Below are 22,176 nucleotides of genomic sequence, written 5' to 3' on the forward strand. Positions count from 1 at the left end.
ACTCCTTGACGCGTGTCGGGCGGCCGAGTTGACTTCGAGCCACCTCGGCCGCAGCGACGCGGCCACGTCAGGGAGGCACCCCCAAATGAACGCATTGACGCGCCGCGTCGGCATAGGCACCGTCACCGTTTCCATGGCGCTGGCCTTGGCCGCGTGCGGCGAGGCCGGTGACGGCGACGGCAAGGGCAGCGGCGGCGACGGCAAGACCATCGGCCTGCTCCTGCCGGAGAACAAGACCACCCGCTACGAGACCTTCGACCGCCCCATCATGGAGTCGAAGATCAAGTCGCTGTGCAGCGACTGCGAGGTCAAGTACAACAACGCCGCGCAGGACATCGAGACCCAGAAGAAGCAGTTCGACGCGCTGATCACGCAGGGCGTCAAGGTGATCATCCTGGACTCGGTGGACTACAAGTCCACCAAGGGCTGGATCGAGCGCGCCAAGAAGGAAGGCGTGCAGGTCGTCGCGTACGACCGGCTCGCCGAGGGTCCGCTGGCCGCCTACGTCAGCTACGACAACGAGAAGATCGGCCGCCTCCAGGGCGGCGCGCTCGTCAAGGCGCTCGGCTCCGACGCCAAGGACGCCAATGTCGTCATGATCAACGGCTCCCCGACCGACCCGAACGCCCCCTTCTTCAAGAAGGGCGCCCACTCGGTGCTCGACAAGAACGTCAAGAAGGTCGCCTACGAGCAGGACATCCCGGACTGGTCCCCGGACGAGGCGAACAAGAAGATGGCCGCCGCCATCGACAAGCTCGGCAAGGACGGCATCGACGGCGTCTACTCCGCCAACGACGGCATGGCGGGCGGCATCATCACCGCCCTCAAGCAGCGGGGCATCGACGTCCCCGTCGGCGGCCAGGACGCGGAGCTCGCCGGCGTCCAGCGCCTGCTGAGCGGCGACCAGGCCTTCACGATCTACAAGCAGATCAAGCCGGAGGCCGAGACCACCGCCGAGATCGCGGTCCGGCTGCTCAAGGACAAGAAGATCGACGACCTGACCGACCGCAAGGTCAACTCGCTCAGCGGCGACTACAAGGGCATCCCCGCCAAGCTGTACGACGCCCAGGCGATCACCAAGGACGAGGTGGCCGGCACCATCGTCAAGGACAAGGTCTACAAGGCCAGCGACATCTGCACCAAGCAGTTCAAGAAGGCCTGCGACGAGGCCGGGATCAAGTAACTCCCGGTCAGGTTCCAGGTGTTGACGTGGCCCGCGGGCCGCGAGACACCTTCCCCAGCGGTCCGGTGCCCGCCCACTTCATTCCGCCCCGCAGTCGGAGGGCGGGCACCGGGCGCCTTGTCCTGCGTGCCGCGCGCACCCGTGTCCCCGCACACGCGGTCCGTGCCGCCCGCGCGCACCACCATCCCCGCCCCCCAAAGGCGGCGAAGGAGATGATTCACGTGTCCGCTACGCCCGTGCTGGCGTTGCGCGGGGTCTCCAAGCGGTTCGGCGCCGTCCAGGCGCTCACGGACGTAGACCTCGAGATCCACGCCGGTGAGGTGGTCGCCCTCGTCGGTGACAACGGCGCCGGCAAGTCCACGCTCGTCAAGACCATTTCCGGGGTCCACCCCATCGACGAGGGCGCCATCGAGTGGGAGGGCAGGGAGGTCCGCATCGGCCGCCCGCACGACGCCCAGCACCTCGGCGTGGCGACCGTCTACCAGGACCTCGCGCTCTGCGACAACCTCGACGTCGTCGCCAACCTCTTCCTCGGCAGCGAGCTGAAGAGCGCCAGCGTCCTCGACGAGATCAAGATGGAGAAGCGCGCCCGGGTGCTCCTGGACACGCTGTCCATCCGCATCCCCAGCGTCCGCATCCCCGTCGCCGCCCTCTCCGGCGGCCAGCGGCAGGTCGTCGCCATCGCCCGCGCCCTGGTCGGCGACCCCAAGGTCGTCATCCTCGACGAGCCCACCGCCGCCCTCGGCGTCGAGCAGACCGCCCAGGTCCTGGACCTGGTGGAGCGGCTGCGCGAGCGCGGCCACGGCGTGATCCTCATCAGCCACAACATGGCCGACGTCCAGGCCGTCGCCGACCGGGTCGCGGTCCTTCGCCTCGGCCGCAACAACGGCGTCTTCCGGGTCGCCGACACCTCGCCCGAGGAAGTCATCGCCGCCATCACCGGCGCCACGGACAACGCCGTCACCCGCCGCAGGGCGCGCACGGCCACGGCAACGAAGGAGGGCGCGAAGTGAGCGACCTCGCCAAGACCCCCGACACCGAGAAGGTGCAGACGGCCACGAGCGGCACCGTGGACGCCGAGCCGTCCGCGACGCCCGCCGCGGCCGTCGACCCCCGCCTGCTCGTGCGCGAGCAGGGCTTCGCCGGCTACTGGACGGAGTTCGTCCGCAAGGTCCGCGGCGGTGAGCTGGGCTCGCTGCCCGTCGTCGTCGGCCTCATCGTCATCGCCCTGGTCTTCCAGCTCCAGAACGACAAGTTCCTGTCGGCCTCCAGCCTCGCCAACATCGCGGTGTTCACCTCCGGCGTCGGCATCATGTCGGTCGGCATCGTCTTCGTGCTGCTGCTCGGCGAGATCGACCTGTCCGTGGGCTCCGTCGCCGGTGTGGGTGCCGCCGTCTGGGCGGTCCTGAGCGTCACCCACGGGTGGGGCGACTGGCTGTCGGTGGTCGTGGCCATCGCCTCCGGCCTGGTGATCGGCGCGCTGCACGGCTTCTTCTTCGCCAAGATCGGCGTACCGGCCTTCGTGGTCACCCTGGCGGGCTTCCTCGGCTGGAGCGGTCTGCAGATCTGGCTGATGGGCAAGGAGGGCAGCATCAACACGCCCACCGGCTCCGTCGTCGAGGACCTCACCACGCACTTCTTCGCCGACAAGGCCGCCGCGTACGGCCTGGCCCTGATCGCCGTGCTCGCCTACGGGGCCTCCCAGTACCTGGACGCGCGGCGCCGCAAGAACGCCGAGCTGCCCTCGCGGCCGCTCAGCGAGATCCTGCTGCGCACCGGTCTGCTCGCGGTCCTCGCCTTCGTCGCCGCGTACTTCCTGAACGAGCCGGAGGGTGCCCGCGGCCTTCCGCTCGCCCTGGTGCTCTTCCTCGCCGTGCTCGTGATCGCGGACTTCGTGGCCCGCCGCACCACCTTCGGCCGCCAGGTCTTCGCGGTCGGCGGCAACGCGGAGGCGGCGCGGCGCGCGGGCATCAACGTCGACCGGGTGCGGATCACCGTGTTCGCGATCTCCGGCATGCTCGCCGCCTTCGGCGGGCTCTTCATCGCGAGCCTCTCCGGCGGCGCGACCAAGAGCCTCGGCGCCGGCAACACCCTGATGATGGTGATCGCGGCGGCGGTCATCGGCGGCACCAGCCTCTTCGGCGGCCGCGGCAAGATCTGGTCCGCCATGCTCGGCATGCTGGTGATCCAGTCGATCCAGCAGGGCCTGAACCTGGAGGGCATGCCCAACGAGATCCAGTACATGATCACCGGCGCGGTCCTGCTCGCCGCCGTCGTGATCGACTCGGTCTCCCGCAAGACCCAGAAGTCCGCGGGCCGCGCCTGATCTCGCAGGTCCACGCTTGATCACATGTGCCCGTGCCCGGTACCGGACATTCCGGTACCGGGCACGGGCATGTCCTCGAATAGGAACATCCGTTCCCGTCCGGTGGTCCGGATCCGCCGGTCGCCCCCGGTCGTACCAGTCGATTTACAGCCGATCGCGTGATGCGGGACCCCCGGCCCGGACTACGTCTCGCGCGGCGGAACATTAGACTCGACAGGCCCGGCAATGCTCGAACAGCGCTACACGCTCTACTGCAAGGAGGCACGGGTGCCGCTGCTGACCCGCATCACGGGACCGCGCGATCTGGACCTGCTCGGCCCGGAACAGCTCAACCAGCTGGCGAACGAGATCCGCGGCTTCCTCGTCGACGCTGTCTCCAAGACCGGCGGTCACCTCGGCCCCAACCTCGGTGTCGTCGAGCTGACCATCGCCCTGCACCGCGTCTTCGAGTCGCCGAAGGACAAGGTCCTGTGGGACACCGGCCACCAGGCCTACGTCCACAAGCTGCTCACCGGCCGCCAGGACTTCGCCAAGCTGCGCGCCAAGGGCGGCCTGTCCGGCTACCCCTCGCGCGCCGAGTCCGACCACGACGTGATCGAGAACAGCCACGCCTCCACCGTGCTCGGCTGGGCCGACGGCCTCGCCAAGGCCAACGAGGTGCGCGGCAAGGACGACCACGTCGTCGCCGTCATCGGTGACGGCGCCCTCACCGGCGGCATGGCCTGGGAAGCGCTGAACAACATCGCGGCCGCCAAGGACCGCCCGCTCGTCATCGTCGTCAACGACAACGAGCGTTCCTACGCCCCCACCATCGGCGGCCTCGCCAACCACCTCGCCACCCTGCGCACCACCGACGGCTACGAACGCTTCCTGGCCCGCGGCAAGGACCTCCTCGAGCGCACCCCCGTCGTCGGCAAGCCGCTGTACGAGACGCTGCACGGCGCCAAGAAGGGCCTGAAGGACTTCATCGCCCCGCAGGGCATGTTCGAGGACCTCGGCCTGAAGTACGTCGGCCCCATCGACGGCCACGACATCGAGGCCCTGGAGTCCGCCCTGCAGCGCGCCAAGCGCTTCAACGGCCCCGTCATCGTGCACTGCATCACCGAGAAGGGCCGCGGCTACAAACCCGCCGAGGAGGACGAGGCCGACCACTTCCACGGCATCGGCCCGATCCACCCCGACACCGGACTCCCGATCGCCGCGGGCGGCATGGACTGGACGTCCGTCTTCGGTGAGGAGATGGTCAAGCTCGGCCACGAGCGGGACGACATCGTCGCCATCACCGCGGCCATGCTCCAGCCCGTCGGCCTGCAGAAGTTCGCCAAGGCCTTCCCCGACCGGGTCTACGACGTCGGCATCGCCGAGCAGCACGCCGCCGTCAGCGCCGCGGGCCTCGCCTCCGGCGGCGTCCACCCCGTCTTCGCCGTGTACGCGACCTTCCTCAACCGCGCCTTCGACCAGCTCCTGATGGACGTGGCCCTGCACAAGTGCGGCGTCACCTTCGTCCTGGACCGCGCGGGCGTGACCGGCACCGACGGCGCCTCGCACAACGGCATGTGGGACATGTCGATCCTGCAGTGCGTGCCCACCCTGCGCATCGCCGCGCCCCGCGACGCCGACCAGGTCCGCCTCCAGCTCCGCGAGGCCGTCGAGGTCGACGACGCGCCGACCGTCGTGCGCTACTCCAAGGGCGCCGTCGGCCCCGCCGTGCAGGCGGTCGGCAAGGTCGGCGGCATGGACGTGCTGCGCACGGCGGGCACCGACCGGCCCGACGTGCTGCTCGTCTCCGTGGGCGCGCTCGCGCCGATGTGCCTGGAGATCGCCGACCTGCTCGACAAGCAGGGCATCTCCACCACCGTCGTCGACCCCCGCTGGGTCAAGCCGGTCGACGAGGCGATGGCGCCGCTCGCCGAGCAGCACCGCGTCGTCGTCACCGTCGAGGACAACTCCCGCGCGGGCGGCGTCGGCTCGGCCATCGCCCAGGCCCTCAGGGACGCGGGCGTGGACGTGCCGCTGCGCGACTTCGGCATCCCGCCGCGCTTCCTCGACCACGCCTCGCGCAAGGAGGTCATGGCGGAGATCGGCCTGACGGCGCCGGACATCGCCCGCCAGGTGACGGGTCTGGTCGCCAAGCTCGACGGCCGCTTCGAGCGCAACGCGGCGTCCGTGGACTCCGTGGAGCCCGCGCGCGACTGAAATCAACGGCCGATGTGTCCGGATGGGCCGGTTTCACCACCGTGAAGAGTGGTGAAACCGGCCCATTTGCGTGAATCCACCCGCGTCGGGGCATAAGCAGAACGTGCCCTCTCGATCATGTCGAGGACGACAAGCGTGGGAGGTACGCCGTGAGCAGCACCCTCTTCCGGACGAAGAAGGTCGAGCAGTCCATCCTCGACACCGAGGAACCAGAACACGCGCTCAAGAAATCCTTGTCCGCGCTGGACCTGACCGTCTTCGGCGTCGGTGTCATCATCGGCACCGGCATCTTCGTCCTCACCGGCACGGTCGCCAAGAACAACGCCGGCCCCTCGGTCGCCCTGGCCTTCGTGGTCGCCGGGGTCGTCTGCGCCCTCGCGGCGCTCTGCTACGCCGAGTTCGCCTCCACGCTCCCGGTGGCGGGGTCCGCGTACACGTTCTCGTACGCGTCCCTCGGTGAACTGCCCGCCTGGATCATCGGCTGGGACCTCGTCCTCGAGTTCGCGCTCGGCACGGCGGTGGTCGCCGTCGGCTGGTCCGGGTACATCGCCTCGCTGCTCGACAACGCGGGCTGGCAGTTGCCGGAGGCGCTCGGCAGCAGGGACGCGGCCGACGGCTTCGGCTTCGACATCCTCGCCGCCGCCCTGGTCCTGCTGCTCACGGTCATCCTCGTCCTCGGCATGAAGCTGTCCGCGCGCATCACCTCCCTCGTCGTCGCCATCAAGGTGACGGTCGTCCTGGTCGTGATCGTCGCGGGCGCCTTCTTCATCGAGAGCAAGAACTACGACCCGTTCATCCCCAAGGCCCAGGAGGTCGAGGCGGGCGGCGGTCTGGACTCCCCGCTGATCCAGCTGATGTTCGGCTGGGCCCCGAGCAACTTCGGCGTGATGGGCATCTTCACCGCCGCCTCCGTCGTCTTCTTCGCCTTCATCGGCTTCGACGTCGTGGCCACCGCGGCGGAGGAGACCAAGGACCCGCAGCGGGCGATGCCGCGCGGCATCCTCGGCTCGCTGCTCATCTGCACCACGCTGTACGTGGCCGTGTCGGTCGTCGTGACCGGCATGCAGCACTACAGCGAGCTCTCGGTGGACGCCCCGCTCGCCGACGCGTTCAAGGCGACCGGACACCCCTGGTACGCGGGCTTCATCAGCTTCGGTGCCGCCGTGGGCCTGACCACGGTCTGCATGATCCTGCTCCTCGGCCAGACCCGGGTGTTCTTCGCGATGAGCCGCGACGGACTGCTCCCGCGCTTCTTCTCCCGCGTCCACCCGCGCTTCAAGACCCCGCACCGGCCGACCATCCTGCTCGGCGTGATCATCGCGGTCGTCGCCGGCTTCACCCCGCTCAGCGAGCTCGCCGAGCTGGTGAACATCGGCACTCTGTTCGCCTTCGTGATCGTCGCGATCGGGGTGGTCATCCTCCGCAGGACGCGTCCCGACCTGCACCGCTCCTTCCGCACCCCGTGGGTGCCCGTCCTGCCGATCCTGTCCGTCGGCGCCTCGCTGTGGCTGATGCTCAACCTGCCCGCCGAGACGTGGGTCCGGTTCGGCGGGTGGATGCTGCTGGGTGTCGCCGTCTACTTCCTGTACGGGCGCTCGCACAGCCGCCTGGGCAGGCAGGAGGAGACGACGGTGGGCGAGGTGCTGCGCCCGCCGGGCCGTGGCGGCGAGTAGCCGTCCGCCGTCGGTCGTCCGGCCCCGTGTGTTCCCTCCGGAGGGGAACCGCGGGGCCGGACGCCGTTCTGGCTGTGCTCGGCCGTGCGGTGCTGTTCTGGCCGTGCGGTGCCGGGCCGTGCTTGCCGGGTCCCTCGACGGTCTGCCCTTTCGGGCACAGGTGACCTGCAAATCCTGCCCCCGGAGCGGACGGTCGGGGCAGCCCTCGGCCCCGCGCGCCTGCTCGCCGCCTCCCTGTGGGCCTGCGCGCCGCCGCGCAGCTGGGGGAGCCGCACGGGGGCACCGTGGCCCCGGCCGACCCGGGGTGGGAGCCGAGGTGCCCCCGAGGACTCCCGGGTGCCCTGAGACCCCCTCGGGCTACATCCGCCGCCAGTCCCGCGTCACCGACGCCATCGCCGACACCGCCGCCCGCAGGTGCCGCTCGCGGTCGCGGATCCGCGCGCCGAACTCGACGTGCAGGAACTCCGTGTCCTGTGCGGCGGCGCCCCGGCCCTGGACGTTCTTGCGGCCTTCGAGGGGGCAGGAGCGGGCCCAGGCGCGGCACACGTCGTAGCCGCGGCGGCGCAGCGCGTCCGCCAGGTCCCGGCCCTCGGAGACGGCCTCGCGGCCCTTGCCCGTGGAGGCGACCACGTCGTACTTGGGGGCGGAGTCGTCCGCCATCCCGTGCACCTGGATGCCGGGCACGCCACGCTTCGCCAACTCGTCGCAGATGGCGTGGAACACGCTCTTCCGCCGGTGCGCCACATCCGCCTCGTCGTCGCGCCCAGCTTTGCGATGTGCCCCCGCAATGACCATGACGCCGCCGGGGGAGCGGCTGAGGAGCGCGGCGCCGAGCCGTTCGGTGTGGCGGTCGGCGACGGGGTGGGGAACCTGCACGGACCAGCGGATCGGGGAGTCGAGGTCCACATAGACCCGGCCCCAGCCGCGCGGCGCCGCGGCGTCCTCGGAGAGGTCGGACACCTCGGCGAAGCGCCGCCCGGACTCGGTGTCCCTGACCGTGCGCACCCGGAAGTCGACGTCGGCCAGGCGGCGTTCGGCCCGGGAGCGGTGCCGGTCCAGGAGCAGGGCCACGCCCTCGGCGACGGTGCGCCGGTCCTTGGCCGACGGGCGGCGGTAGCCGCTGTCCTCCGAGAAGCCCGAGGTGTACGCGGTGACCCGCCGCTCCAGGTCGGCCCGGACGCGGCCGCCGGACGAGGGCGACGACGTGGCCGAGGGGGATGGCGTGGCGGACGGCTTCCGGCTCTCGGGGGAGCGGTCGGCCGACGGGCGGCTCTCGGGCGAGCGCTCGGCCCATCCGGAGCGCGGCTTCTCGCTGTCCGAGGCGGAGGAGCACTGCGTGAGGCACAACACACTCGCGAGGGCGATGGCAAGCGCCATAAGACCCTTGCGGCGCTTTGCGTTTGTTATCGACCGAATTGGAGGGTGAGTCATGGTTGTATAAAGATAGCCTCGTGATGACACGTCCTTCTCGCAGGCTCATAGCGACCTGCGCCGCCTCGCTCGTCCTGCTCGCGGGCACCGCCTGCGGCCCTTTCGGCGACGACGGCGACGCCGCCGACGGCGGCGACCCGACCTTCACCGTCGCCGCCGCGGGCGACATCCTCATCCACCCCGAACTCACCGAGCAGGCCCGCAAGGACGGCAAGGCGACGGGCAAGGGTGAGAAGGGCATCGACTTCGGCCCGATGATGGCCGGCATCAAGCCGGTGATCAGCAAGGCCGACCTCGGCATCTGCCACTTCGAGCCGGTGGTCGGCGCCCCCGGCGGGCCGTTCCAGGGCTTCCCCGACTTCGTGGTCCCGCCGCAGATCACCACCGCCGTCAAGGCCGTCGGCTACGACCAGTGCTCCAGCGTCTCCAACCACAGCCTCGACCACGGCCCCGAGGGCGTCACCCGCACCCTGAACGCCCTGGACAAGGCGGGCCTGCGCCACACCGGCACGGCACGGAACAAGGCGGAGGCCGACAAGCCCCTCATCACCGAGGTCAAGGGCGTCAAGGTCGGCCAGATCGCGTTCGCGCTCGGCTTCAACGGGCGGCAGGTCCCCAAGGACAAGCCCTGGCTCGCCAACCTCACCGACTTCGACCGCATCGCCGCCGCCGAGAAGAAGGCCCGCGCCGCGGGCGCCGAGGTCGTGATCCTGAGCCTCCACTGGGGCAAGGAGCACCAGCCCAACGCGGCCGCCCAGCAGGTCGAACTCGGCCGCAGGATCGCCAAGGAGACCGGGATCAACCTCGTGATCGGCCACCACGCGCACGTCGTGCAGCCGATGGAGAAGGTCGACGGCACCTGGATCGCGTACGGACTCGGCAACCAGATCGCCCGGCACGACGCGCCCAGCGGACTGACCGAGGAAGGCGTCATCGGCTGGTTCGAGTTCCGCAAGGACGGCGACGACTGGGACGTCAACGCCAAGTACGCGCCCACCTTCACGGAGATCCCGCCGGAGCCCGACGAGGACGGCGCGGCGCTGCCCAAGGACGCGGTCAAGGACCACCGGCTGCTCGACGTGGCCACCGCGCTGCGTGACGGCGACAAGCTCACCACCCAGCAGCGGGCCCGCTACCGCCTCGCCTTCGAGCGTACGCAGGGCACTCTGCTCAACCGCGGGGCGAGCAAGGACGGCCTCGAACCCCTGGAGAAGTTGCCGGACTGAGAACTTCCGCAGAACTCCAGGTGAACTGCCCGGCGGCCTTGTGAAAGGTGCCGGAAGTGGATCTTTGACGTAGCTCACATCTCGCTACGCTCGTACATCCATCCGGACCCGTCATGGGTCATGACATTCCAGATCGCCCCTGCGCGCCCGCGTGCGCCGCGGCACGACGTCCATACCCCGTGTCACATCAGTGTCACTCGCTGTGTCACTCCAGGAGAGGAGCACCCCCTTGGCCGCTTCGCCCACGAAGCGGCGGCACAAGGTCCGCCGAAGGACCGACATGTCACTGATCGGAGGCATCCGCCCCCCGATCGCCGTGTTGTCGGTCCTGCTCCTTGCCCTGGCGGGCGTCACCGCCCTCACTCTTGGCCGTGTCGGCCAGGAAGCCGTCCCCAAGGCAGTCAAGTCGTCCCAGCAGCACTTCGCCGAGGACGGCGCCATCGCCCTGCGCGCCTCGATCGACGAGAGCGTCACCGACCTCACCCGGACCGCGGACCTGTTCAACGCGTCCGACCCGGTGCCCGCCGACGCCGTGCTCGACAAGATCAGCAGCGTGTACCAGAAGTGGATGGGCACCGCGGTCATGGAGGTCCGCTCGGGCAAGCTCCTCGCCGCCCGCGGCGAGAACGTCCCGCTGGCCGCGATCGACCGCGCGAAGCTCTCCGACGACGACGGCCTCGCGCCCCGCATGGTGCGCCTGGAGAGCGGCGAGACCCGACTGCTCTCCTTCGCCGTCCTCGCCTGGAAGGGACAGCCTCAGCAGCTCCTGGTCGCCTCCAGCAGCCTGCGCTTCCCCGGCATCAGCCTCGGCAACTTCCGCTCCATCGCCGTCGTCGGCGACGACGGCAAGGTGCTGAGCACCGACGGCATCCCCGAGCCCGAGCAGGTCAGCACCGACGAGGAGCGGGCGGAGGTCAAGGCCTCCGAGAAGCAGCTCCAGTCGTTCGCGGAGACCGCCGCCAAGAAGTCCCGCAGCCACCCGATCCTGGCCAAGGAGCCCGGCTCCGGCGGCTATCTCGGCGTCAGCGGCCACCTGGTCGGCGACCGCCACCTCGGTGAGCGGTCCATCGCCGGTTACGCCTCGCTCGCCGCACCGGAGGCGGGGGAGTCCACCGTGGCCACCCGCCTCGGCCTCAGCGTCGTCTCCATGGTCCCGGTCGCCGAGGACGCCAAGCGCACCAAGGGCTCCGCGCTCGGCCTGTTCGCCGCGGGCGCGCTCCTCGTCATCGGCGGCCTCACCGTCTTCCTGCTGCTTCGCACCGTGCAGCGCCCGATCGTCCGGCTGTTCCTGGAGAGCCGCAGGCTCACCCGCGGCGACCTCGGCCGCCCGGTGTCCGTGCCCAAGCACGGCGAGGCCGCCCGCATCGGCGGCGCCCTGGAACGGCTGCGCCGCCAGCTCAACGGGGAACCGGCCGCCAAGGCCACCCCGGCCAAGCGCAAGGGGCTCGGCAGCCGGACCCTGCTCGCCGTCGCCGGTGTGCTGCTGCTCGTCTGGTCGGCGCCGCTGCTGCTGCTCATCAACCGCGCGGGCGACACCGTCCAGGTGCCGCAGCAGATGGTCAACGACCAGCGCGAGCGCACCGACACCCTCTCCGACCGGGTCCGCCGCGCGCTCAACGAGGGCCACGCCGACCTCACCTCGCTCGCGTCCCTCATCGGTGCCCGCACCGACCCCTCGGACATGGACAAGGTCCTGGAGAGCACCCGCAACCAGCACTCCCGCTACCGGTCCCTGTACGTCCTCGACAAGGACGGCAAGGTCCTCTCCAAGTCGGGCGACGACCCGCGCAGCCCCTCCGGCGAGAAGCCGTCCGACACCGCGGTCCGGGTGATCGACGACGACGGCAAGGAGCCGGTCATCATCGGCACCGCCGAGGTGCCGGGCCGTCAGGGCGCGGCCGTGGTGGGCGAGTTCCGCATCGAGTTCCTGAACTCGCTGCTCAAGCGCCCCGGCCTCGGCGAGGTCCGCGTGGTCGACGCCAAGCGCCGGGTGCTCGGCGGCAACGACGGCTACCGCGAGTTCCAGGGGCTGCCCAGCGGCCGCCTCAACGGGCTCGTCGAGGGCACCGGACAGAAGGTCGGCGGCAAGCCGCGCCCGAGCGGTGTGCTGTACCGCGACGGCGGCGACATCCAGATCGCGGCCGCCGCCCCGTTCGCCGGCGGCGGCGCGGCCGAGCAGCTCGGCTGGTCCGTGGTCAGCTGGCAGCCCGCGTCGAACCTCGAGATCCCCGAGTACACCCTGCAGAACCGCACGGTCCTCGCGGGCATGCTCGGCATCACGGCGGCGGCGGCCTGCCTCGGCTGGCTGCACATCATCGTGGTGCGGCCGCTGCGCAAGCTCGCCGAGCAGGCCGAGGCACTGGCCGACGGCGACCGCAAGACCGTCCTGTACCCCGTCCATCACGACGAGGTCGGCGCCGTCACGCGCAGCCTCGAACTGATCAGGCAGCAGCTGCCGTCGGGCACGCAGCGCAAGCGGGACGGCGCCAGTGCCGGCCTCGCCGGAAGGAACTGAACCGCTGTGCTCTTCCTCTACACCGTCCTGGTGGTGTGCTGCGCCGTCCTGCTGGTCGCGGGCGTGATCGAGCAGCGACGGCACTTCACCAACCTGGAACACATACCGTCGCGGGTGCTGGTCAACGGCATCCGCGGCAAGAGCTCCATCACCCGCCTGTGCGCGGGCGCCCTGCGCGGCGGCGACCTCACCACGGTCGCCAAGACCACCGGCACCGCGGCCCGGTTCATCCACCCGGACGCCACCGAGGAGCCGGTCTACCGCAAGTTCGGCATCGCCAACGTGGTCGAGCAGATCGGCATCGTGCGGCGCGCCGCCGCGTACAACCCGGACGCGCTGGTCATCGAGTGCATGGCGGTCATGCCGGCGCTCCAGGAGATCAACCAGTCCAAGCTGATCCGCTCCACCATCGGCGTGCTCTGCAACGTCCGTGAGGACCACCTCGCCGAGATGGGCCCGACCCTGGACGACGTGGCGCGCTCGCTGTCCCGCTCGATGCCGGAGAACGGCATCTGCGTGACCGCCGAGAAGGACCGCTTCGCGATCCTCAAGGAGGAGGCCGACGCCCGGAACTGCGAGCTGATCTACGCCGACCCCGAGACGGTCTCCGACGAGGAGCTGCGCGGCTTCAGCTGGTTCACCTTCAAGGAGAACGTGTCGATCGCGCTGAAGGTCGCCGAACTCCTCGGCGTCGGCCGCGAGGTCGCCCTCCAGGGCATGTACGACGCGCCGCCGGACCCCGGTGTCCTCTCCGTCGAGCGGTACGTGACCGAGGAGGGCAAGAAGCTCCGCTTCGCCAACGTCTTCGCGGCCAACGACCCCGAGTCGACGCTGATGAACATCAACCAGCTGCTCGACCTCGGCGCCATCCACCGCCCGCTGAACGTCGTCATCAACTGCCGCCCCGACCGCGTCGAGCGCAACGGCCAGATGGGCGAGATCATCCCGGACCTGCAGCCGGACAAGGTCTTCGTCATCGGCCACCCCGCCAAGTCCGCCATCGACGCGATCCCCGCCGACTGGCGCTCGCGCGCGGTGGACCTCGGCGGCGACCGGCGCGACCCGGAGGAGTTCATGGGCCTGCTGCTCGGGCAGCTCGGCGCGGACTCCTCGCTCGTGGCCATCGGCAACATCCACGGCCAGGGCGAGCTGCTCCTGGAGCACCTCGCCGAACTGCCCGCCGACGAGAGCGAGGACCCGGCGGCCCCGGCCGCCCCGGCCGGCGAGTCCGCCAACGAGACCACCGGCAGCCACCAGCTGTACGAGCCGCACATCGACCCGTACCAGCACTACCCGGAGGCGTACGAGAGCCGGTACACGAACACCGGCTCGCACCGCATGGTCCCGGTGCCGCACGTCCCCGTGCAGCGCACCGCACAGCAGCACTACCCGCCGCAGTACGACGGCCAGGCCGCGCAGGACCCCTACGCAGGGCAGGGCGCGTACCAGCAGCAGAACCAGGGGCAGTACGCGGCGCAGGAACCGTACGCGGCGCAGCAGGCGTCGTACGACACGCCGGTCACGTACGACGCGTACGGCCAGCAGCACCAGCAGGCCCCGCACGGGTACCACGGCCAGCAGGCCGCGCACCCGCAGTACGACCAGCAGGCCGCACACCCGCAGCACCAGCAGGGCCAGCACCAGCAGGGCCGGCACCACCAGCAGCCCGCGCTCGGCCAGCACCACCAGCACGCCCCGCAGCAGCACCAGGGCGCGCACGAGCAGTACGCGCCGCACGAGTCCTACCGGGCGCCGCACACGGAACCGCCGCAGGACCCGTCCCAACCTCCCGCCCCCCGCGGCCTGTTCGAGCCGCGCGTCCCGCCCGCCCCGCCCGCCGCGGATGAAACCCAGCAGTGGCACAGCCCAGGAGAGCAGCGTTGATCCCGTCCGTCCTCACCCCCGAGATCGCCGCGGTCGGCATCGCGCTCGGGCTGCTGTTCTCGCTCGTCTGCTATCTGACGACCAACCTGTCGCCCGGCGGCATGATCACGCCGGGCTGGCTCGCGCTGACCCTCGTCGAGGACCTCCAGCGCGCCGCCATGGTGGTCGGCGTCACCGTCCTGACGTACGTCTGCACCCTGCTGATGCAGAAGTTCGTGATCCTCTACGGCAAGCGCCTGTTCGCCGCGGTCGTGCTCACCGGCGTGGTGCTCCAGGCCACCGTGATGATCGTGCTCTCGATCGAGTTCCCGCTGATGTACAGCAACCAGACCCTCGGCTTCATCGTGCCGGGCCTGATCGCCTACCAGCTGGTCCGTCAGCCCAAGGGCCCCACCCTGCTCGCCACGGGATCGGTGACCCTCATGGCCTACGTCGTCCTCACGGCCGGGATCCTCCTCGGCTTCATGCCCTCCGCCTGACCTACCGGAGCCACACATGCCGCCCAAGAAGAAGCGCCCCGCAGTCCACGCCGTCACCGTCCTCGCCCTGCTCGCGGGCAGCACCTACCTGACCGTCGAGCTGCGCAAGGACGAGCACGACAAGGCGCCGAAGGTGCAGTCCGTCACCGACACCCCGGACCTGACCAACGGCACCGGACAGGCCGACGGGAAGCAGAAGTGGGAGCGGCTGCGCAACCCCGACCGCTCCGTCCTGCGCACCGAGGACGGCAAGGTCCTCGCCACCTTCACCGACGGGGCCCGCACGGCGACCCTCTCCGGGCCGAGCCGCACCTTCGCCGAGCCCAGCAACACCAAGTCGAAGGTCGTCACCGACGACTGGGTGCGGCTGATGCCGGAGGTGTGGCGCAAGGGCGCGGAGAAGGAGAAGTGGTTCAAGGACTGGTTCAAGGAGTTCGCGGGCAGCGAGGAGGACGACCTCTTCGCGATGGCGTTCCAGTACGTGGAGGGCGCGCCCGTCAAGAAGGACGACGAGGGCATCTCCTACGCCGGTGACGCCAGCTTCGGCCCGTTGAACCCGGCCGGCAGCGAGGGCAACGACCTGCGCGAGGAGCAGTCCGACTTCTACGACTACCTCGGCATCCCGTACACCTTCCGCGACGGCACCACGATCCAGCCCGAGGCCAAGCGGGCCCGCGCCATCGACTGCTCCGGCTTCATCCGGACCGTCTTCGGCTACCGCGCCCGGTTCCCGCTGATGGCCAACGACACCACCGGTGACGGCCTGCCCCGCACCGCCAACGGCATGGCCCGCGGTAAGCTCGGCGCCCCCGTCATCCCGCTCAAGGGCGTCGGCGCCGCGGACCGCCCGAAGACGATCGACGTGGTCCAGCCCGGCGACCTGGTGTTCTTCAAGCTCGACGCCCGCACCAAGGAGCGGCTCGACCACGTGGGGATCTTCCTCGGCCACGACGCCGAGGGCCACAAGGTGTTCATCTCCAGCCGCGAAGAGGTCAACGGCCCCACCATCGGCGACAAGGGCGGCACGTCCCGCCTCGACGGCAACGGCTACTACGCCAAGGCGCTGCGCAGCGCCAAGCGCCTGTAGCCGCCGGGCTCCCGCGCGGGCGGACGAACCCGCGCGGGAGCACCGCACCCCTCCTCACCCCCTACCTGGCGAGAACGCCACCCGTGACAGGAGCAAGAGCCCCTATCGCTGATGACAAGCCGCGCGAAGGCGTGTTTGTCTGGGCCGCCTGATCACCGAAGGGCCCGCAACGCGGGCCGCAGAAGGGGGAGTTCATGAAGTTCACCAAGGTGCCCGCGCGCGTCCTGCTGCCGCTCGCCGGAGCCGTGGTCGCCACCGCAGTCCTCGCCGCGCCCGCCACGGCCGCCCCCGAGCACTGGGCCGACGGTGAGGCCCACTACGCCGAGTCCCGCTCGTTCGTCACCCCGTACGACGGCACCCAGGGTGCCCGCGCCGTCCTCCGCGTGGACTGGGAGACCGGCAAGGGCGGTGTCTACGGAAACACGTGGGACCTCAAGAACGACGGCAACGACTCCGTCCTGCAGGCCGGTTACTCCTGGCTCGACGGCTCCACCTGGAAGCCCGTCACGCGCACTCTGAACACGGTCGAGGACGCCAGCGACAGCGGCCGCCACACCAGCCTGCACACCGACCCCGCGGTCAAGATCAAGGACCTGAAGGTCAGGGTCTGCACGGTCGACGGCGCGGGCGCGCAGGTGTGGTGCGGGAAGTGGTACTGAGCGCCGGAGCGGGCTAGCTCCGCACCGTCCGCGGGCCCACGCACTCCGCCCCCAGCTCGCCCACCCGCCGGCGCAGTTCGCGGTCGGCGGTGACCACCACGCAGGGGCCCGGGACCTCCGCGACCAGCTCCACGATGCGGTCGTCGCCGCTGCCGGGGGCCGAGTCGACGTGGACGCCCGGGACGGACTCGACGCCGCGGGCCCGGCCCTCCACGACGAGGACGACGTCGAGAGGGCCGGGCACGTCGGGCAGGCCCGCGGCGGCGAGCGGCACCAGACGGTCCCGCAGCCGCTCCGCCGCACCCCGCCGGTCCCGCCACCAGCCGTCCGGCACGGAGCCCACGACATTGGCGGCGTCCACGACGAGGGTCACAGTGTCCATGCGGCCAAGCCTCGCACGCCCGGGTGCGCCCACCCCCACCTCGCCCATTAGAGTTGCTGTGACCCGACGTCCCTGGCCACGGAAACCGCCGCATGCCCCCAGCCCCCACCCCACCGACCGTGAACGGCGACTGGCTCATACGCGCACGCGACGGCAGGCTCGCCGTCTACGCCTGCGAGAGCGACGCCGTGGTCTGCCGCACCCAACGCCACCCGGGCGAGCCCTGGACCGCGCCCCGCGTCGTCGGCGGCGACCAGCGCGTCCACCCCGTCCTCGCCGTCGCCCAGGGCACCGACACCTACACCCACCTGGTGTCATGGCGGCCCACGGTCTCCGGCGAGTCCGGCCTCGTGCACTCCACGCACTTCCAGCCGCACCTCACCGCCCTCGACTGGAACCCCCTCGGCCACCCCAACAAGAAGGGCCAGAGCACCGGCGCGCCCGCCGTCACCGTCGACGCCCAGGGCCGCGCCCATGTGTTCGTGCCCAACCGGGGCGGCGGGGTCAGCATGCGCGGCCAGAAGGAGAAGGGCGGCTGGGGCCCCTGGCGCGACCTGAAGGGCCAGGGGGTGCGCGGCCCGCTCGCCGTGGTGACGGGCGAATCCGGCCTGGTCACGGCGTACGCGGCCACCGCCGACAGCATCCTGTGCTGGCGCCAGGCCTCACCCGGGGCCATCCCCGCCCTGGACGAGGAGCCGCTGCCGGTCACGGCCCGCCCCGGCACCCTGCGCGCCCTCGCCACCTCCGCCGAGCACACCACCCTGTTCTTCACGGACACGGACGGCGAGCTGTGCGCCTGGCGCGGCACCGCGGCCGACGAGCCGGTCCGCCTCCTCACGGCCGCGGGCCCCGGCCCGGTCTCGGCCATGCGCTGCGAACTCGACGGCCACGACTGCACGTTGCTGGCCCAGCGCGCCGAGAGCGGCCGCGTCGCCTTCGCCGCCTACCCGACCGAGCTGGAGTCGGCGGGCGCCTGGTGGGCCGAGTCGGGCCCCGCCCTGCCGGTGGACGCGCGGGTCGCCCTCGCCACCGACGCCGCGGGCCGGGTGATGGCGGCGACCTTCGTGCCCGGCACCGGGGCGCTGCGCCTGACCCACCGCAAGGACGAGCCGGGCCTCGCCCTCAAGGCGTGGGAGCAGGCCGCTTCCGCGTAGCGCGCGCGGACACGACAGTGCCCGGCACACCGATCGGCGTACCGGGCACTGACACGACTCCCTGCTACGCGGGGACGCTCGCGAGCCCCTGCTCCAGGAACCGCTTGCCGTTCACGCGCTCGCTGACACCCTCACGGTCCAGGTACGGCGTGATCCCGCCCAGGTGGAAGGGCCAGCCCGCGCCGGTGATCAGGCACAGGTCGACGTCCTGCGCCTCGGCGACGACACCCTCGTCGAGCATGAGCCCGATCTCCTGGGCGACGGCGTCGAGCACGCGGGCCCGCACCTGCTCCTCGGTCAGGACGGAGTCGCCCTGCTTCAGGAGCGCGGCGACCTCCGGGTCGAGCTCCGGCTTGCCGCTGTCGTACACGTAGAAGCCGCGCTTGCCGGCCTCGACGACGGCCTTCAGGTTCGGCGACACCGTGAAGCGGTCCGGGAAGGCGCGGTTCAGCGTCTCCGAGACGTGCAGGCCGATGGCCGGGCCGACCAGCTCGAGCAGGACCAGCGGCGACATCGGCAGGCCGAGCGGCTCGACGGCCTTCTCGGCGACCGGCACCGGGGTGCCCTCGTCGATGACGTTCTGGATCTCGCCCATGAAGCGGGTCAGGATGCGGTTCACGACGAACGCCGGGGCGTCCTTCACGAGCACCGCGGTCTTCTTCAGCTTCTTGGCGACACCGAAGGCCGTGGCCAGCGAGGCGTCGTCGGTCTGCTCGCCGCGCACGATCTCCAGGAGCGGCAGGATCGCGACCGGGTTGAAGAAGTGGAAGCCGACGACCCGCTCGGGGTGCTTCAGCTTGGAGGCCATCTCCGTCACCGAAAGCGAGGAGGTGTTGGTCGCGAGGATCGCGTGCGCCGGGGCGACCGCCTCCACCTCGGCGAACACCTGCTGCTTGACGCCGATCTCCTCGAAGACGGCCTCGATGATGAAGTCGGCGTCGGCGAAGCCCTCGGCCTTGTCCAGGACACCCGTGACCAGGGCCTTCAGACGGTTGGCCTTGTCCTGGTTGACGCGCCCCTTCAGCAGGAGCTTGTCGATCTCCCCGTGGACGTACGACACACCCTTGTCCACGCGCTCCTGGTCGATGTCGGTCAGGACGACCGGCACCTCGAGGCGGCGCAGGAAGAGCAGCGCCAGCTGCGAGGCCATCAGGCCCGCGCCCACGACGCCGACCTTGGTGACCGGACGCGCCAGGTTCTTGTCCGGGGCGCCCGCGGGGCGCTTGCCGCGCTTCTGCACCAGGTTGAACGCGTAGATGCCGCTGCGCAGTTCGCCGCCCATGATGAGGTCGGCGAGCGCCTTGTCCTCGGCGTCGAAGCCCTTCTGCAGGTCGCCGTCCTTGGCGGCGGCGACGATCTCCAGGGCGCGGTACGCGGCCGGGGCGGCGCCGTGGACCTTGGAGTCGGCGATGGCGCGGCCACGGGCGACCGCCGCGTCCCAGCCCTCGCCGCGGTCGATCTCCGGGCGCTCCACCTTGACGGTGCCGTTGAGGACGGAGGCCGTCCACACCAGCGACTGCTCCAGGAAGTCCGCGCCCTCGAACAGCGCGTCCGCGATGCCGAGTTCGAAGACCTGCTTGCCCTTGAGCTGCTTGTTCTGGTTCAGCGAGTTCTCGATGATGACCGAAACCGCTCGGTCCGCGCCGATCAGGTTCGGCAGAATCGTGCAGCCGCCCCAGCCCGGGACGAGGCCCAGGAAGACCTCGGGCAGCGAGAACGCGGGCAGCGCCTTGGAGACGGTGCGGTACGCGCAGTGCAGACCGACCTCGACGCCACCGCCCATGGCGGCGCCGTTGTAGTACGCGAACGTCGGCACCGCGAGGCCCGAGAGCCGCTTGAAGACGTCGTGGCCGCCCTTGCCGATGGCCAGCGCGTCCTCGTGCCGCTTCAGTATCTCGACGCCCTTGAGGTCGGCGCCGACGGCGAAGATGAACGGCTTGCCGGTGATGCCGACGCCGACGATCGTGCCCTCGGCCGCCTCCTTCTCGACCTGGTCGATCGCGGCGTTCAGGTTCGCCAGCGAGCCCGGGCCGAAGGTGGTCGGCTTGGTGTGGTCGAAGCCGTTGTCGAGGGTGATGAGGGCGAAGCGCCCGGCGCCCGCGGGCAGGTCGAGGTGACGTACGTGAGCCTGCGTCACGACCTCGTCCGGGAACAGCTCGGCCGCACCCTTCAACAGCTCAGTGGTGGTGGTGCTCACTTGTCGCCTCCGGCGTCCTTGTGGTGCGGGTTCTCCCAGATGACCGTGGCGCCCATGCCGAAGCCGACGCACATGGTGGTCAGGCCGTAGCGGACCTCGGGCTGCTCCTCGAACTGCCGCGCCAGCTGCGTCATCAGGCGGACGCCGGACGAGGCGAGCGGGTGTCCGAAGGCGATGGCGCCGCCGTACTGGTTGACGCGGGCGTCGTCGTCGGCGATGCCGTAGTGCTCCAGGAAGGCGAGCACCTGCACGGCGAAGGCCTCGTTGATCTCGAAGAGGCCGATGTCGGAGATGGAGAGGCCCGCCTGGGCGAGGGCCTTCTCCGTCGCCGGGATCGGGCCGTAGCCCATGACCTCCGGCTCGACACCCGCGAAGGAGTACGACACGAGCCGCATCTTGACCGGGAGGCCGTTCTCCCGGGCGAAGTCCTCGGAGGCGATGATCGAGGCGGTGGCGCCGTCGTTGAGGCCGGCCGCGTTGCCCGCGGTGACGCGGCCGTGCGTACGGAACGGCGTCTTCAGACCGGACAGGTTCTCCAGCGTCGTGCCCGGACGCATCGGCTCGTCCTGGGTGGCGAGGCCCCAACCGGTCTCGCCCGCCTCCTCGTTGGTGCGGCGTACGGAGATCGGCACCAGGTCCTGCTGGATCTTGCCGTTGGCGTACGCCTTGGCGGCCTTCTCCTGCGAGCGCACGGCGTACTCGTCGGCGCGCTGCTTGGTGATGCTCGGGTAGCGGTCGTGCAGGTTCTCCGCCGTCATACCCATGAACAGGGCGGACTCGTCGACGAGCTTCTCGCTCACGAACCGGGGGTTCGGGTCGACACCCTCGCCCATGGGGTGACGGCCCATGTGCTCGACGCCACCGGCGATCACCGCGTCGTACGCGCCGAAGGCGATGGAGCCGGCCGTCGTCGTCACGGCCGTCAGGGCGCCGGCGCACATGCGGTCGATCGAGTAGCCCGGCACGGACTGCGGGAGCCCCGCGAGGATGCCCGCCGTGCGGCCGATCGTGAGCCCCTGGTCGCCGATCTGCGTGGTGGCGGCCACCGCGACCTCGTCGATCTTGGCCGGGTCCAGGGCCGGGTTGCGGCGCAGCAGCTCCCGGATGGCCTTCACGATGAGGTCGTCGGCGCGGGTCTCGTGGTAAATGCCCTTGGGGCCCGCCTTGCCGAACGGGGTGCGGACGCCGTCGACGAAGACGACGTCCCTGACGGTACGAGGCACGATGGCTCTCCTCCAGGGTGCGGTGCGCCTGCGGCGCGCTTCCTCCGGTCATGCTACTTGTCGGTAACTATGAGGCCAAGGGTTGGTCCGGGGAGGCACACATCACATGCGGTGCGCATCCCCGGACGACCACCTCCACCCCCACATCTCCGCCCCGCATCCGTCCTCCCGCTGCCGCCCCCGCCGCTCCGCGGCGGCTTCCCCACCCGCCCGCCCGTGACTGCCGGCCCAGGCGCGCTCCCGGGGCGGCAGGTGGAGTCGTGGCTGATGCCGTCGCGCCGCCCGCTGTCCTGCTGCCTCCGTCCGCCGCTGCGCGGCGGTAGCCCCGCCCACCCGCCCGTGACTGTCGTCCCAGGCGCGCCCCCCGGCGAGCGTCTGCCGGGCTCGGACCCGACCCCACCGTGCCCCTCGCCGTCCCCCTGCCCCGCCCACCCGTTCACCGTCGTCCCCGGCGCACCGTCTGCGGTGGGCGTTGGGCCTATGGGCACGGGCCGGGGCCTCCGGTGCGTCCCGCCCCGGTGGGAGTGTGCGGGGCGCCGCGAAGCCGCGTGCGTGTGACTC

16 protein-coding genes are annotated in these 22,176 nt (G+C 70.9%); 12 read left to right on the forward strand and 4 right to left on the reverse strand.

The genetic code is table 11. The features are described from left to right. Positions 1-85 precede the first annotated feature (85 nt). The 5 genes from AB6L24_RS35380 (at position 86) to AB6L24_RS35400 (ending at position 7,378) form a co-directional block, all read left to right on the forward strand. A complete protein-coding gene (locus AB6L24_RS35380; protein ID WP_405662283.1) occupies positions 86-1,183 on the forward strand; it encodes a substrate-binding domain-containing protein in 1,098 nt (365 codons plus the stop codon). Between the two features lie 212 nt (positions 1,184-1,395). After that, complete coding sequence (locus tag AB6L24_RS35385; RefSeq protein WP_190115423.1) at positions 1,396-2,196, forward strand: ATP-binding cassette domain-containing protein; 801 nt, start codon at positions 1,396-1,398, stop codon at positions 2,194-2,196. Continuing rightward, the gene (locus tag AB6L24_RS35390; RefSeq protein ID WP_405662286.1) at positions 2,193-3,509 is read left to right on the forward strand and encodes a sugar ABC transporter permease; all 1,317 of its coding nucleotides are present in this window, start codon (positions 2,193-2,195) and stop codon (positions 3,507-3,509) included. Before AB6L24_RS35385 ends, AB6L24_RS35390 begins: the two co-directional genes overlap by 4 nt. Positions 3,510-3,776: 267 nt before the next feature. Continuing rightward, on the forward strand, positions 3,777-5,705 hold the full coding sequence (dxs, locus tag AB6L24_RS35395; RefSeq protein WP_380856920.1) for a 1-deoxy-D-xylulose-5-phosphate synthase: 1,929 nt from the start codon (positions 3,777-3,779) through the stop codon (positions 5,703-5,705). A gap of 149 nt (positions 5,706-5,854) precedes the next feature. Beyond that, the gene (locus AB6L24_RS35400) at positions 5,855-7,378 is read left to right on the forward strand and encodes an amino acid permease (protein ID WP_405662288.1); all 1,524 of its coding nucleotides are present in this window, start codon (positions 5,855-5,857) and stop codon (positions 7,376-7,378) included. A gap of 357 nt (positions 7,379-7,735) precedes the next feature. Here the strand turns inward: AB6L24_RS35400 and AB6L24_RS35405 are convergent, their stop codons facing one another. Then, a complete protein-coding gene (locus AB6L24_RS35405; protein WP_405662290.1) occupies positions 7,736-8,755 on the reverse strand; it encodes a hypothetical protein in 1,020 nt (339 codons plus the stop codon). Positions 8,756-8,832: 77 nt separating this feature from the next. Here AB6L24_RS35405 and AB6L24_RS35410 point away from each other — a divergent pair, with 77 nt between their 5' ends. The 6 genes from AB6L24_RS35410 to AB6L24_RS35435 all read left to right on the forward strand — a co-directional run bounded on the left by AB6L24_RS35410 (position 8,833) and on the right by AB6L24_RS35435 (position 16,659). Next, positions 8,833-10,035 carry a CapA family protein gene (locus tag AB6L24_RS35410; protein ID WP_405662292.1) on the forward strand — a complete coding sequence of 401 codons (1,203 nt, stop codon included), beginning with the start codon at positions 8,833-8,835 and terminating at the stop codon, positions 10,033-10,035. A gap of 280 nt (positions 10,036-10,315) precedes the next feature. Further along, on the forward strand, positions 10,316-12,550 hold the full coding sequence (locus AB6L24_RS35415) for a HAMP domain-containing protein (RefSeq protein WP_405662294.1): 2,235 nt from the start codon (positions 10,316-10,318) through the stop codon (positions 12,548-12,550). 6 nt (positions 12,551-12,556) lie between these two features. After that, positions 12,557-14,434, forward strand: a complete 1,878-nt coding sequence (gene pgsB, locus AB6L24_RS35420) for a poly-gamma-glutamate synthase PgsB (RefSeq protein WP_405662296.1) — start codon at positions 12,557-12,559, stop codon at positions 14,432-14,434. After that, positions 14,431-14,913: a poly-gamma-glutamate biosynthesis protein PgsC/CapC gene (locus tag AB6L24_RS35425; RefSeq protein ID WP_030357209.1), complete on the forward strand. Its 483-nt coding sequence runs from the start codon at positions 14,431-14,433 to the stop codon at positions 14,911-14,913. The genes pgsB and AB6L24_RS35425 overlap by 4 nt, the downstream gene beginning before the upstream one ends. 16 nt (positions 14,914-14,929) lie before the next feature. After that, the gene (locus tag AB6L24_RS35430; RefSeq protein ID WP_380856806.1) at positions 14,930-16,000 is read left to right on the forward strand and encodes a C40 family peptidase; all 1,071 of its coding nucleotides are present in this window, start codon (positions 14,930-14,932) and stop codon (positions 15,998-16,000) included. 194 nt (positions 16,001-16,194) lie between these two features. Beyond that, the gene (locus tag AB6L24_RS35435; protein WP_405662299.1) at positions 16,195-16,659 is read left to right on the forward strand and encodes a hypothetical protein; all 465 of its coding nucleotides are present in this window, start codon (positions 16,195-16,197) and stop codon (positions 16,657-16,659) included. 13 nt (positions 16,660-16,672) lie between these two features. Here the strand turns inward: AB6L24_RS35435 and AB6L24_RS35440 are convergent, their stop codons facing one another. After that, a complete protein-coding gene (locus AB6L24_RS35440) occupies positions 16,673-17,041 on the reverse strand; it encodes an NTP pyrophosphohydrolase (protein ID WP_405662302.1) in 369 nt (122 codons plus the stop codon). A 119-nt stretch (positions 17,042-17,160) separates the two neighbouring features. On the opposite strand from AB6L24_RS35440, the gene AB6L24_RS35445 reads away from it, so the two are divergent. Beyond that, a complete protein-coding gene (locus tag AB6L24_RS35445; protein ID WP_405663550.1) occupies positions 17,161-18,195 on the forward strand; it encodes a hypothetical protein in 1,035 nt (344 codons plus the stop codon). Positions 18,196-18,259: 64 nt separating this feature from the next. Here AB6L24_RS35445 and AB6L24_RS35450 read toward each other — a convergent pair whose 3' ends face one another. Then, a complete protein-coding gene (locus AB6L24_RS35450) occupies positions 18,260-20,392 on the reverse strand; it encodes a 3-hydroxyacyl-CoA dehydrogenase NAD-binding domain-containing protein (protein WP_380856800.1) in 2,133 nt (710 codons plus the stop codon). Continuing rightward, positions 20,389-21,615 (reverse strand): acetyl-CoA C-acyltransferase, encoded by a 1,227-nt coding sequence (locus AB6L24_RS35455; protein ID WP_030357203.1) that lies wholly within the window; start codon positions 21,613-21,615, stop codon positions 20,389-20,391. The genes AB6L24_RS35450 and AB6L24_RS35455 overlap by 4 nt, the downstream gene beginning before the upstream one ends. Positions 21,616-22,176 lie beyond the last annotated feature (561 nt).

This window comes from Streptomyces sp. RK9 (assembly GCF_045070545.1).
In the GTDB taxonomy this organism is placed as follows: domain Bacteria; phylum Actinomycetota; class Actinomycetes; order Streptomycetales; family Streptomycetaceae; genus Streptomyces; species Streptomyces alboflavus.